The organism is Leucobacter sp. cx-328, from assembly GCF_014530035.1.
Taxonomy (GTDB): domain Bacteria; phylum Actinomycetota; class Actinomycetes; order Actinomycetales; family Microbacteriaceae; genus Leucobacter.
The window spans coordinates 13532-26136 of the sequence record NZ_JACVMX010000012.1; the positions used below are offsets into that span (position 1 = coordinate 13532).

The window sequence follows — 12605 nt, forward strand, 5'->3', positions numbered from 1 at the left end:
ACTGTCATGAGCAAGAAAGACTGGGGCGTCGACGATTCAGGCGACACCTACTGGTTCAACGACAAGACTGGTGAAGTTGAATTCGGACCGCAGTCGATGGGAATCGATCGCGTCGGCCCGTTCAAGTCAGCTGAAGAGGCTGCGCACGCGAAGGAAACTCTCGCAGAGCGCGCTCGTCAGTGGGCAGCTGAAGAAGAGGAAGACAACTTCTAAGGCGCCCGCCAAGAGTTTTCATGGGTCGCGCAGCGGCGATCCGCACCCCACACTGAGACACTGCAAGGAATCAAGATGAGCAAGCAGCGTGACTACGTCCTGCGCACAATCGAAGAACGACGCGTAAAATTCGTGCGTCTGTGGTTTACCGATGTCGCCGGCGCGCTGAAATCAGTTGCGCTGTCTCCCGCAGAGGTCGAGGTGGCCTTCACAGAAGGCATCGGCTTCGATGGCTCAGCTATCGAGGGACTTACGCGCGCGTATGAGTCTGACCTCATCGCAATTCCTGACCCGTCAACATTCAAGTTGTTGCCGTGGCGCGGCGAAGCCGAGCCGACTGCGAGTATGTTCTGCGATATTCATACGCCGAATGGTGAGCCGTCAGTGGCGGATCCGCGTAACGTGCTCAAGAGGCAGCTCGAGACCGCGGCCGATATGGGGTTCAAATTCTTCACCCATCCCGAGATCGAGTTTTACCTCTTTAAATCGAAGGAGTTTGGTCCTGACGGGCCCGTCCCGGTCGATCGCGCAGGCTACTTCGACAACGTGCCAGGTGGTACCGCTCACGACTTCCGACGCGAGAGCGTGAACATGCTCGAGGAGCTTGGCATTTCCGTCGAGTTCAGCCACCACGAGGCTGGACCCGGCCAGAACGAAATCGATCTGCGCTACGCAGATGCGCTCACGACAGCCGACAACATCATGACGTTCCGCTCAGTCGTGAAAGAGGTAGCGATCGCGCAGGGCGTGCACGCGACCTTTATGCCGAAGCCGCTCGCCGGTCAGCCGGGCTCTGGCATGCACACGCACCTCTCGCTCTTTGAAGGCGACACGAACGCCTTCTTCGACCCGAGTGCCAAGTACCAAATGTCGGTCACCGCACGCCGCTTCGTTGCTGGCCTGCTCAAGCACGCCCCTGAGATTACGGCGGTCACGAACCAGTACGTGAACTCCTACAAGCGTCTGTGGGGCGGCGACGAAGCCCCCTCGTTCGTGAGCTGGGGCCACAATAACCGATCCGCACTCGTGCGCGTGCCGTTGTACAAGCCGGGCAAGGGCAATGCGGCGCGGATCGAATACCGCGCAATGGACACCGCCGTGAATCCCTACCTCGGTTTCTCGGTGCTGCTCGCGGCAGGTCTAAAGGGTATTCGCGAGGAGTACGAGTTGCCTCCGGAGGCGGAAGAGAACATCTGGGAGCTGAGCCAGGGTGAACGCCGCGTGATGGGCTTTGATCCACTGCCGCAGAGCCTGGAGCACGCGCTCGCAGTCATGGAGCGTTCCGAGCTCGTTGCCGAGACACTCGGCGAGCAGGTCTTCGCGTACCTGCTCCGTGACAGTCGGCAAGAAGTTGAGGCGTACCGTCGTCAGGTGACACAGTACGAGCTCAAGACCATGCTGGACACCATTTAAGCAAGATGAGCACTCAGGATCCGGCCCGTGGACGCACCACCGGAGTGACGCTCGGCGCCCTCGCAAAAGTCGGCTTTGACCGGTTGAGCGAGGCGCGTGAGCGGCTCACCGAAGTCGCCGAGGCGGTGCAGGTCGCAGTGCCTGCACTGCTCGACGGTGCAGCATGGGCTGCCGATCCTGATGGTGCGCTCGCACTCACGCAGCGCCTTGCTGCCGACCAGCCTGCGGCGCTCGAATGCCTCGGGACAGACGCGGATCGCTGGCGCCGCTGGTGGATGCTCACCGGCTCCTCCGTGGCGCTTGGCGAATTTCTCTACCGAAACCCCAGCCAGATCTCCCGGGTGACGAGTCAGGACGGAGCTCGACCGAGCCTGGCCCAGGCAAATGCCGAGCTGCGCGCAGCAGTCACCGCAGCGGGCTCTGCCACCGCAGCCGATTCGCCGGCAGTGGTCGATGCTGCAGGGATACTCCCAGGTGAACAGGGGAGTAGCGCGCTCCGGGTTGCCTACCGCACCCTGCTTGCGGAGCTCATGCTCTGGGATCTGCATGAGAGCGCAGCAGGTCGCGCACTCGAAGCATCGAGTACGACCTCGGCTGGGCTCACGATTTTGGCTGAGTCGGCCATTGAAATCGGCCTGCTCGTTGCACGAGCAGGCCTCGAAGTCGGCACTGCAGGAACCCCGGTCTCAAGGAAGCGTCTTGACACACTGCAACTCGCGGTCATCGGCATGGGTAAGTGCGGAGCGCGCGAGCTCAATGTTGTGTCTGATGTTGACGTGATCTACGTCGCGGGGACGGCCGATGAGGAGACGCTTGACGGCGATGCGCTGATCCGCGTCGCCACGAAACTCGCAAGTGAGCTCATGCGAGTGATCCATGACCCGGGACTCGAACCAGCCCTGTGGGAGATTGACCCAAACCTGCGCCCTGAGGGGCGGCAGGGGGCACTCGTGCGCACGCTCGGTTCTATGCGCGCATACTATGAGCGCTGGGCGAAGGCATGGGAGTTCCAGGCGCTCATGAAAGCGCGTGCGATCGCAGGCGACCTAGAACTCGGCCAAGCGTTCGTCGATTTCACGCGGCCAATGGTGTGGGCGTCGGGTGGCCGCGAAGACTTCGTTGGCTCGGTGCAACGCATGCGCGAACGCGTCACTGAGCACATTGCACTCGAAGATGTTGACCACCAGTTAAAGCTCGGACCGGGTGGTTTACGCGACATCGAATTCAGTGTGCAGCTTCTGCAACTCGTGCACGGCCAGTATGACGAGCGCCTGCAATTGAGCGGAACACTCGAGTCACTCGACGCGCTCGTCGCCGGGGGATACGTCGCCCGCAGCGACGGCGATCGGCTCGTGGAAGCGTACCGGTTCTTGCGCGTGCTGGAGCACCGCTTGCAGTTGCGCGACCTGCGTCGGACTGCGCTCATGCCGCGGGACGAGGATGAGCTGCGCATACTCGCCCGTGCAAGCGGCTTCGCCGAGAGCGCCAACGCATTGATTGAATCTTGGGAACAGGTCAAGCGCGACGTTCGTCGTTTGCATCTGAAGATCTTCTATGCGCCGCTGTTGAGCGCCGTCTCTGAGCTGCCAGACGAAGAGTTCGTCCTCGGCTCCGACGAGGCCCGCGCGCGACTGCAGAGTATCGGTTTTCGAGATCCAGAGGGCGCGTTCAGGCACCTTGCCGCGCTCACGCGCGGGACCTCGCGTCGCGCGAAGATTCATCGGAATCTCGCACCCGTGCTGCTCCAGTGGCTCGCAGACGGCACCGACCCTGACTTCGGCCTCCTTGCCTTTAGGCGAGTGAGTGAAGCAAACACCGACAAGCAGTGGTACCTACGTTTGCTGCGTGATGGCTACGAGGCCGCTGAGCGGCTGACGGGTGTTCTTTCTAACTCACGATTCATCGCGGATCTCCTCGAAACCACACCAGACGCCGTCGCCTGGCTAGAACGTGATGACCAGCTCAGGCCACTCATGCTCGATCAGTTGCGCGGCGAGATGCGTGCACTCACCTCTCGCAGAGCAACGCTCGAAGATGCAGGGCGCGCGCTGCGCAATGTGCACCGTCGAGAGATATTGCGCATCGCGATGGGGCGCACGGTCGGGGTGCTCTCCGAGCGGGAGGTTTCACTCGGCCTCGACGCGGCACACACAGCTTTGCTTGACAGTCTGTTGCTTGCTGTACGCGAACACAGTGACGAGACTGCAGTATCGCTTGAAGTGTCGCTCATTGCGATGGGGCGCTACGGCGGAGGCGAGCTTGGCTTTGCATCAGACATCGACTTGCTCGCTGTCTACCGCGCCCCCGAGGGCATGCCTGGCGACAAAGCTCAGCGCGCAGCGGTCAAGCTTGTGACCGAGATGAAGCAGCTGGTGTCTGATCCGCGCTTCTCAGTCGATCTAGACTTTGATCTGCGTCCCGAGGGGAAAAACGGCCCGCTTGCGCGCAGTCTCAGCGCCTACCGCAGCTATTACACGCGTTGGTCGGTTGACTGGGAAGCCCAGGCGCTGTTGCGTGCTCGCGCCGTAGCTGGTGACGCCGCTCTTGGACAGGCCTTCATCGAACTTGCCGATGAGATTCGTTACCCGGCGACATTCACCGATGCGCAGGTGCGAGAGGTGCGTCGCATCAAGGCCCGCGTTGAGGCCGAGCGCCTGCCACAAGGCGCAAGCCCGAAGCTGCATCTCAAGCTCGGTCCCGGCGGCATTTCTGACGTGGAATGGCTCGTACAGTTGCTGCAGTTGCAACACGGGGCGACGACGCCATCAATGCGGACCTCAGCAACGCTCGAAGCGCTGAGTGCCGCCGTTGACGCCGGGTTTATTGAGGCGAGCGATGCCGACCTCCTACGTGAGTCGTGGGAGTATGCCAGCACGGTGCGATCCGCGCTCAAACTCTCATCTGGGCGCGCGAGTGACGTGCTGCCGGTCGACTGGGGGCAGCTTGTCGGCGTCGCGGGAATTCTTGGGCATCCCCGAGATCAGACGTCAGAGCTCAGCGAACGTTGGCTCTCGCTGTCCCGCCGCGCGCGCGTGGTATTCGAACGTGAGTTCTTTGGTTACGAAGAGCCGCCGCTGTACACCGCATACTGAGAAGACACGAGCTGTTCACCAACCAGTTCACGTCGAGCTCTGGTGTTTCCTATGAACCAGGCATACTGTGGGAAACATGAAATATCTGCAGCAAATCCTCGAAGCGCTGCTCGCGGAAACGGACTATGAGGTCGCCGACGAAGCAGAGGCCTGAGCGCGAAAGCTCTCCCAACATACGAGAAAGCCTCGCGGTTCACAGTGACGTGAACCGCGAGGCTTTCTCGTTACTACCTACTTAGCAGCCGAAGTACATCTCGAACTCGTAGGGGTGGGGGCGGAGGGTCATCGGGACGATCTCGGTCTCGCGCTTGAGATCGATCCAAGTCTTGATGAGCTCTTCGGTGAACACGCCACCCTCGAGGAGGTACGCGTTGTCTGCCTCGAGTGCACTGAGCGCAGCCTCAAGGTTCTGCGGTACCTGGGGGATGTTCTGAGCTTCCTCAGGGGGCAGCTCGTAGAGATCCTTGTCGATCGGAGCGATCGGCTCAATGCGGTTGCGGATACCGTCGATACCAGCCATGAGCTGAGCCGCGAACGCGAGGTAGGGGTTACCCGATGCGTCAGGTGCGCGGAACTCGATGCGCTTTGCCTTCGGGTTCGAACCGGTGAGCGGGATACGAACCGCTGCCGAACGGTTACCTGCCGAGTACGCAAGGTTGATCGGAGCTTCGTAGCCCTTCACCAGACGGCGGTAGCTGTTGATAGTCGGGTTCGTGAACGCGAGGAGCGACGGTGCGTGGTGCAGGATGCCGCCAATGTACCAACGAGCGATATCGGAGAGGCCAGCGTAGCCTTCTTCGTCGAAGAACAGCGGCTCGCCGTCCTTCCAAAGTGACATGTGGGTGTGCATGCCCGAGCCTGCATCGCCGAAGACGGGCTTCGGCATGAAGGTTGCGGTCTTGCCCCAGAGCTCTGCTGTGTTCTTCACGATGTACTTGAACTTGAGCAGATCATCTGCCGAGTTCACCATCGTATCGAAGCGGTAGTTGATCTCTGCCTGGCCGGGAGCACCAACCTCGTGGTGTGCGCGCTCAAGCTTCAGGCCAGCCTCAATGAGGCGAACCGAGATGTCGTCACGCAGGTCAGCCTGCTTGTCGACGGGCGAAACGGGGAAGTAGCCGCCCTTGAGTCGGGTCGTGTTTCCGAGGTTGCCGCCTTCGACCTTTGCTGCCGAGTTCCAGTACGCCTCTTCCGAGTCAATTTCGTAGAACGTGCGGTTGGGCTTCGTTTCGTAACGAACCGAATCGAGGATGTAGAACTCAGCTTCGGGAGCGAAGAACGCGGTGTCTGCAATGCCGGTCGAAGCGAGGAAGCGCTCGGCCTTCTTTGCAACCTGGCGGGGATCCTTCGAGAAGATCTCGCCCGTGCGGGGGTTGAAAATGTCGCAGAGGATGATGAGGGTGCGCTCGGCACGGAACTGGTCGATGTAGCAGGTGGTGACATCGGGAATCAGCTGCAGGTCGCTCTCTGCAATGCTTACGAACCCGCGAATCGACGATCCGTCAAACATCTGTCCAACTTCGAAGAAGTCTTCATCAACAGCTGCGCCGGGGATGTTGAAGTGCTGCTGCACGCCCGGGAGATCTGTGAAACGAATGTCGAGGAACTTGACGTCCGTTTCCTGAATGTAATCGATGACTTCTTGGGGCGTTTTGAACATGTGGTTCCTTAGCATCTGAAGACGTACGCGTCGGTACTAGCTTACAGTTACGCGGTGCGGATGAGTACCGTGCCCGCGATTTTGTCGTGGAATCCGCGCTGGTCTGAGTCCCAAACCAAGACGGGAATCACGAGGACGAGCAGGAGCGTGCGCACGATGGGGCGCCACGGTCCGACCCAGGTCCCATTGAGCGAAACCAAGCGCATGCCGGTGAGGCGATGGCCGATGGATCCGCCGATTGTGGGAATGAAAACAATCTGGATGAGGGCGAAGAACACGAGGTTCCATACGCTTGCTAGCTCGCCACCGATGAGCAGGTAGGCGGGGATTGCTGCGAGCACCCAGTCAATACAGATTGCAAGCAAACGGCGACCTACGCGCCCAACTGACCTGGGGCCCGACTCGGGAAGACCGAGCCGTTCACCTGGCCACGTGCTGGGTGCGAGGTCGCCGAACTTCTGCTGCTGTGCCACGACGATTTAGCGGGGACGGCCTGCGGAACGAATACGGTTCGGGTCCATGCCCTTGGGGATGCCAACCGGCGACGCCTGAAGCGAGGAGAGACGGTTGAAGACTGCCTGGACCTCGTTACGGTTCAGCTTCGGCTTCAGCTTAGTGAGTGTCTTTGAGAGCTTTGCGAGGGGGATGCCACCCTCATCGGGGCCAACGTAGAGGTGTACAACCTCAACGTTCATGAGTGCGCGCTTGATCTTGCGCTCTTCTTCCTGAGCCATGCGGCGGGTGCGCTGCAGCGAGCCTTCAGAAATGAGCACGACGCCACCGCGGCCAACAACGCGGTAGACCGCGTCCTGCTGGCGGTTGATAGCGACGGGCACCTCAGAACCGCGCCAGCTGCGACGAAGTGCGCTCTGGACGATTGCGCCGACCGCACCTGCGCGGCCCTCGATCTGGCTGTATGCCATTGCTTCTGCACGGCGACCGAGCACGATCATCGCGACGAGTAGACCAACGAGCGCGCCGGTGACGCACCAGAGGATCCAACCGATCCAGTTCGAGTGCAGGAGGAGTGCGACAAGCACGCCTGCGAGGATCGGGCCAACGAACGACACGATCATGAGGGGCGTCAGTGCCCGATCATGCACGCGTGTGTTCTGGTAAACCTGCACCATTTGCTTGATGCGGCCCGGTGCCTTCTGCTGCTTTTCCTTTGCCATACCTTCTAGAGTACCGCGTATTCGTGCACGGATTTGACACGTTCGCTACGAGCCGTCGGTTCTTTCCACAGGGGTGGTTTTTACTCGTTGCCAAGTGACTTGAATTTCGCGAAACTGGGCACTTTCGTGAAGGGAGAGCATCATGGCTGGTGAGTCGCGTGAGGGGGCCGCAGCGTGGCACGCGGGGCTGATTCTCGAGGTGTTTCGGCTCGCGGCAGCGGCGGCAGAGCGCGACCAGTGTCTTGGTGCGCGTCTCGAGCTGCGGTTTAGTGTGCGGAGCCGGCGCGAGGGTGCAGCAGCCGAGGGAACGCGGTTGCTACAGCACAACTCCTCAGCCGGCATGCGTGGCTGGTGGAGATGGGCGCGGATCACCCAGATGAGTGTTGCTCACATTCGGTCGGGGCATGACCTTGGATGTGAGGCTATCGGAGTGTCGCTTGCAGAACTTGAACGGTTCCTCGCGATCCACGACGAGTGCGACGTCACTGAATTCCTGCTTGAGGGCGTGCGTGTGTGCGTCTCCGAGCTTGCTGATTCTGGGGGAGTGCCGCACGGTTGTGGGCTGTTTGAGTTGCTGTCGCACGAGGTGTGCTCACGACTCACTTGGTAAGGGGTGAGTGTATGCGTGCCGCATGTGCAGGGAGGAGGCACGCGGCACATAGTCTCCCGAGAAAACACGTGAGCCCCCTGGGGTTCCAGGGGGCTCACGTGAGAGAACGGGGGGTATTAGATACCGAGGTCGTTCTCGAAGTTACCTGCCTCGAGGCGCTGCTTCATCTGGCTGAGGAAGCGTGCGGCATCTGCGCCGTCGATGGTGCGGTGATCGTACGAGAGTGCGAGGTACACCATCGAGCGGATCGCGATTGCATCGCCCTCGGGAGTCGATACAACGCCGGGCTTCTTCACAACCGCACCGGTGCCAAGGATGGCCGACTGGGGGAGGAAGACGAGCGGGGTGTCGAAGAGTGCGCCGCGCGAACCGGTGTTCGTCAGGGTGAAGGTGCCACCGCTGAGCTCGTCCGGGGTGAGCTTGTTGTCGCGGGTGCGCGCAGCAAGGTCAGCGATATCAGCGGCAATTGCCGAGATGTTCTTCGAACCTGCGTCACGGAGGACGGGAGTCAGGAGACCACGCTCGGTGTCAACTGCGATCGCAATGTTCTCTGTCGAGGGGTAGACAATCTCGTTCTCTTCAACGGTCGAGTTGATGATCGGGAAGGTCTGGAGGGCCTCTGCTGCTGCAATGGCGAAGAACGGCATGAAGGAGAGCTTGTTGCCCGTCTTCTGCAGGAATTCATCCTTCTTGGCCTGGCGGAGCTGAGCGACGCGAGTCACGTCAACCTCGACCATGGTGGTGAGCTGAGCGGTTGCCTGCAGCGAAGCTACGGCGCGCTCTGCGATCACCTTACGGAGGCGGGTCATCTTCTGGCGGGTGCCGCGAAGTTCCGAAACCTCGTGAACTGCGGGTGCCGCGGCGGGGGCAGCTGCTGCAGGAGTCGTATCTGCAGCGGGCTTGGGCGCGGCAGCGATGACGTCTTCCTTGCGGATGCGGCCGCCAACGCCAGTGCCAGTAACCTGCTCGAGGCTTACGTTGAGCTCAGATGCGAGCTTGCGCACGATCGGCGTTACGTAGTTCGGGTTCGATGCGGGTGCCGCTGCTGCCGGTGCAGGTGCTGCTGCAGGTGCGGGTGCGACTGCGGCCGCGGGTGCAACTGCGGGAGCGGGTGCTGCTGCGGGAGCGGCGGCAGCAGGTGCAGCAGGCGCTGCTACGGGTGCCGCAGGTGCTGCTGCAGGAGCGGGCGCGCCACTGCCGACGCGTGCGAGCACTGCGCCAACCTCAACGGTCTCATCCTCTTCCACGAGGATTGCCTGGAGTACGCCAGCAACGGGCGAGGGGACCTCGGTGTCGACCTTGTCAGTCGACACCTCCAGAAGTGGCTCATCAACTGCAACGGTCTCACCAACAGCCTTCAGCCAGCGAGTGACAGTGCCCTCAGTGATGCTCTCGCCGAGCGAGGGGAGCACGATGTCCTGTGCATCTGCGCTCGCTGCTGCGGGAGCTGCAGCCGCGGGGGCGGGGGCTGCTGTTGCAGGAGCTGCGGGGGCGGGGGCTGCCGCCGGTGCTGCTGCGGCCGGTGCGGGAGCTGCAGGCGCAGCCGCGCCACTGCCGTCACCAATGCGTACGAGCACGGCGCCAACCTCTGCGGTCTCATCTTCCTGTACGAGGATCTCCTCGATTACGCCAGCGACGGGCGAAGGAATCTCGGTGTCGACCTTGTCGGTCGAAACCTCGAGCAAAGGCTCATCAACTGCAACAGTGTCGCCAACGTTCTTGAGCCAACGGGTAACAGTACCCTCGGTGACACTCTCGCCCAGTGCGGGGAGGACTACCGATTCACTCATCGTGATTCTCCGTTTCTAAAAATGCTTCGTAAAAGTTTGTGGTGCGACGCTTAGATTGCGTGCAGGGGCTTGCCAGCGAGCTTCAGCATGGTTTCGCCGATGGTCTCGTTCTGAGTCGGGTGACCGTGAACGAAGGGAGCGACGTCCTCGGGGTATGCCTCCCAGTTCACGATGAGCTGTGCCTCGCCAACGAGTTCGCCGACACGAGCGCCTATCATGTGCACGCCAACGACGGGGCCGTCAACGACACGGACTGCCTTGACCGAGCCGGCAGTACCAAGGATCGAGCTCTTCGCGTTGCCCGCAAGGTTGTACTCGTAGCTGGTGACCTTGTCGGCACCGTACTTTTCTTTCGCTGCTGCTTCGGTGAGACCGACCGATGCGATCTCGGGGTCGCAGTAGGTGACCTTCGGGATATTGACATCTTCAACGATGACAGGGTTCAAACCAGCGATTTCTTCTGCAACGAAGATGCCCTGCTGGTAGCCGCGGTGTGCGAGCTGCAAGCCTGGAACGATGTCGCCAACTGCGTAGACGCCGGGGACGTTGGTCGCGAGGCGCTCGTTAGTGAGGACAAAGCCACGGTCCATCGCAACGCCAACCTCTTCGAAGCCAAGACCTGCGGTTGCCGGGCCGCGGCCCACTGCGACGAGTAGGTAGTCAGCCGAGATTGCCGAGCCGTCTTCGAGGGTGACGGTGACGCTCGAAGCGTCCTGCGTTACCGACTGGAAGCGAATGCCGGTCTTGAAATCGATACCGCGTTTGCGGAATGCGCGCTCGAGCTGCTTCGATACCGACTCCTCCTCGTTGGGAGCAAGGCGAGGGAGGCCCTCGATGATGGTGACCTCTGCACCGAACGAGCGCCAGACGCTTGCGAACTCAACGCCGATGACGCCGCCGCCGAGAACGATGACCTTCTTGGGGACCTCGGCGAGTTCGAGCGCGTGCTCGCTGGTGATCACACGGCCGCCGATTTCCAGGCCGGGGAGTGAACGCGAGTACGAGCCAGTGGCGAGAACAACGTGCTTGCCGATGATCTGATCCGCGCCCACCTGTACGGTGTTCGCCGCAACCAGGCGCCCCTCGCCGGCAATAACGGTCACGCCGTTTGCCTTGAGGAGACCCTGCAGGCCCTTGTGCTTACCTGCCACAAGATTGGTGCGGAATGCGTTCACGCCGGCCATATCGATGCCAGCAACGTTCGAAATGACGCCGTATGCCGCGCCTTCGCGAGCCACATCAGCAATCTCAGCCGAGTGGAGGAGAGCCTTCGTTGGCACGCAGCCACGATGGAGGCACGTGCCACCAAGCTTGTCCTTCTCAATGACCGCTGCGGTCATGCCCAGCTGTCGTGCGCGGATCGCGGTTGCGTATCCTGCGCTGCCACCGCCGAGAACGACGACGTCAAATTGCTGTTCGGTCACGTGGGCACTCCTTATAAAAGCGTTCGTGTACTACATCTTCGTGTATCGATTGCGCCGGGTAAGCGCGCACCCTCTCAGCCTACTACTCGCAGTGCCTTCGGGGAGGAGATTGATTGCAGGGTGTTCGCCGGTGGCGGATGCTCGGTCGTTCTGAGGCAAGCCTCCGTAGAATGAGGACTGTGAGCGAGTCTGTAATTTCTGAGGACAACGCGCAGCTGCGCGCGGACGTTCCCCGCGGCCTGCCCATGGTTGTCGTCCTTTCCGGCGTGAGCGATGCCGGTGGTGTGGTGAGTCAACTAGGTGAGTACTTCGACGAACACAGTTCGCCCCGTGAGGTGATCCGCTTCGATACCGATGTGCTTCTTGACTACCGTGCGCGTCGGCCGATAATCACCTTCAACAAGGACCACTTCGAGGACTATCAGCCCGAAACACTCACGCTGAGTCTCGCGAGCGATGCCCTTGGTGAGCCGTTCTTGCTTCTGAGTGGGTTTGAGCCTGACTTCCGTTGGGAGCGCTGGGTTGACACCATGCTGTTCCTTGTTGATGAGTTTGAAGTTTCTACGACCGCGTGGGTGCATGCGTTGCCGATGCCGGTTCCGCACACGCGTGACTTGCGCGCAACCATCAGCGGATCGAGAGAAGACCTCATAGAGGAGCACTCGATTTGGCAGCCAACTTCCCGCATCGCGGCAACTGCAGTCCACCTGCTTGAATATCGACTCTTTGGCATGGGGGAGAGCGTGGCGGGAATCACATTGCTGATTCCTCACTATTTGGCGGGGAATGAATACCCGGCCGGACTCGTTGGCGCGCTTGATTACCTCATGGCAGCGACGGGAAAACTCTTCTCCACGGAGGCGCCACGCGAACAAGCTCAGAAGTTCCGCACGCGCGTTGACGAACAGATCGGCGAAAATGACGAGTCTGTTTCGATGGTGCAGAACCTTGAAGAGCGTTACGACCAGTACGTACGTGACGCTGAGAAAGACGCTGACTTAGTCAGTATTGATGGCGAGGAAGTGACCGGCGACGATATCGACGGCCTGCCCACGGCGGATCAGCTTGCGAGTGAACTCGAACAGTTCCTTGCCGGACAGATTCCTGGACCCGATGACGAGCCGGGGGAAAACTGGAATCTGGGTCACAACCCACCAGAATCACCCAGTGGCGACGGGTCGCCCGGGGACGTGCAATAATAGGACGCGTATACCCATTCATTGATTCG

At 60.9% G+C, this 12605-nt stretch carries 10 protein-coding genes; 5 read left to right on the plus strand and 5 right to left on the minus strand.

The window, feature by feature from the left end:
- Positions 1–6 precede the first annotated feature (6 nt).
- The 3 genes from ICL81_RS11605 (at position 7) to ICL81_RS11615 (ending at position 4718) form a co-directional block, all read left to right on the plus strand.
- The gene (locus ICL81_RS11605) at positions 7–213 is read left to right on the plus strand and encodes a methionine aminopeptidase (protein WP_188035038.1); all 207 of its coding nucleotides are present in this window, start codon (positions 7–9) and stop codon (positions 211–213) included.
- 75 nt (positions 214–288) lie between these two features.
- Entirely contained in the window at positions 289–1626 is a 1338-nt protein-coding gene (glnA, locus tag ICL81_RS11610; protein ID WP_188035039.1) for a type I glutamate--ammonia ligase, read from the plus strand.
- Between the two features lie 5 nt (positions 1627–1631).
- Positions 1632–4718, plus strand: a complete 3087-nt coding sequence (locus tag ICL81_RS11615; RefSeq protein WP_188035040.1) for a bifunctional [glutamine synthetase] adenylyltransferase/[glutamine synthetase]-adenylyl-L-tyrosine phosphorylase — start codon at positions 1632–1634, stop codon at positions 4716–4718.
- A 235-nt stretch (positions 4719–4953) separates the two neighbouring features.
- On the opposite strand, the gene glnA (ICL81_RS11620) is transcribed toward ICL81_RS11615, so the two are convergent.
- The 3 genes from glnA (ICL81_RS11620) to ICL81_RS11630 are packed head-to-tail and all read right to left on the minus strand — an operon-like array spanning position 4954 to position 7553.
- Positions 4954–6378 (minus strand): type I glutamate--ammonia ligase, encoded by a 1425-nt coding sequence (gene glnA / locus ICL81_RS11620; RefSeq protein ID WP_188035041.1) that lies wholly within the window; start codon positions 6376–6378, stop codon positions 4954–4956.
- Positions 6379–6425: 47 nt separating this feature from the next.
- Entirely contained in the window at positions 6426–6851 is a 426-nt protein-coding gene (locus ICL81_RS11625; RefSeq protein WP_353055521.1) for an RDD family protein, read from the minus strand.
- 6 nt (positions 6852–6857) lie between these two features.
- Positions 6858–7553, minus strand: coding sequence for a DUF4191 domain-containing protein (locus ICL81_RS11630; protein ID WP_188035042.1), 696 nt, complete (start codon positions 7551–7553; stop codon positions 6858–6860).
- Positions 7554–7695: 142 nt separating this feature from the next.
- Between ICL81_RS11630 and ICL81_RS11635 the strand changes: the two genes are divergently transcribed.
- Positions 7696–8163, plus strand: a complete 468-nt coding sequence (locus ICL81_RS11635) for a hypothetical protein (protein WP_188035043.1) — start codon at positions 7696–7698, stop codon at positions 8161–8163.
- Positions 8164–8279: 116 nt separating this feature from the next.
- Here ICL81_RS11635 and sucB read toward each other — a convergent pair whose 3' ends face one another.
- Together sucB and lpdA are read right to left on the minus strand one after the other, a co-directional pair.
- Complete coding sequence (sucB, locus tag ICL81_RS11640) at positions 8280–9953, minus strand: 2-oxoglutarate dehydrogenase, E2 component, dihydrolipoamide succinyltransferase (RefSeq protein ID WP_188035044.1); 1674 nt, start codon at positions 9951–9953, stop codon at positions 8280–8282.
- Positions 9954–10003: 50 nt separating this feature from the next.
- Positions 10004–11377: a dihydrolipoyl dehydrogenase gene (lpdA, locus tag ICL81_RS11645; RefSeq protein ID WP_188035045.1), complete on the minus strand. Its 1374-nt coding sequence runs from the start codon at positions 11375–11377 to the stop codon at positions 10004–10006.
- Between the two features lie 179 nt (positions 11378–11556).
- On the opposite strand from lpdA, the gene ICL81_RS11650 reads away from it, so the two are divergent.
- On the plus strand, positions 11557–12576 hold the full coding sequence (locus tag ICL81_RS11650) for a PAC2 family protein (protein ID WP_353055522.1): 1020 nt from the start codon (positions 11557–11559) through the stop codon (positions 12574–12576).
- Positions 12577–12605: the final 29 nt, after the last annotated feature.

Bases quoted from the DNA above. Each gene is read 5' to 3' on its own strand.
- ICL81_RS11605 (WP_188035038.1), top strand. From the start codon at position 7: ATGAGCAAGAAAGACTGGGGCGTCGACGATTCAGGCGACACCTACTGG.
- glnA (WP_188035039.1), top strand. From the start codon at position 289: ATGAGCAAGCAGCGTGACTACGTCCTGCGCACAATCGAAGAACGACGC.
- ICL81_RS11615 (WP_188035040.1), top strand. From the start codon at position 1,632: ATGAGCACTCAGGATCCGGCCCGTGGACGCACCACCGGAGTGACGCTC.
- glnA (WP_188035041.1), bottom strand. From the start codon at position 6,378: ATGTTCAAAACGCCCCAAGAAGTCATCGATTACATTCAGGAAACGGAC.
- ICL81_RS11630 (WP_188035042.1), bottom strand. From the start codon at position 7,553: ATGGCAAAGGAAAAGCAGCAGAAGGCACCGGGCCGCATCAAGCAAATG.
- ICL81_RS11635 (WP_188035043.1), top strand. From the start codon at position 7,696: ATGGCTGGTGAGTCGCGTGAGGGGGCCGCAGCGTGGCACGCGGGGCTG.
- sucB (WP_188035044.1), bottom strand. From the start codon at position 9,953: ATGAGTGAATCGGTAGTCCTCCCCGCACTGGGCGAGAGTGTCACCGAG.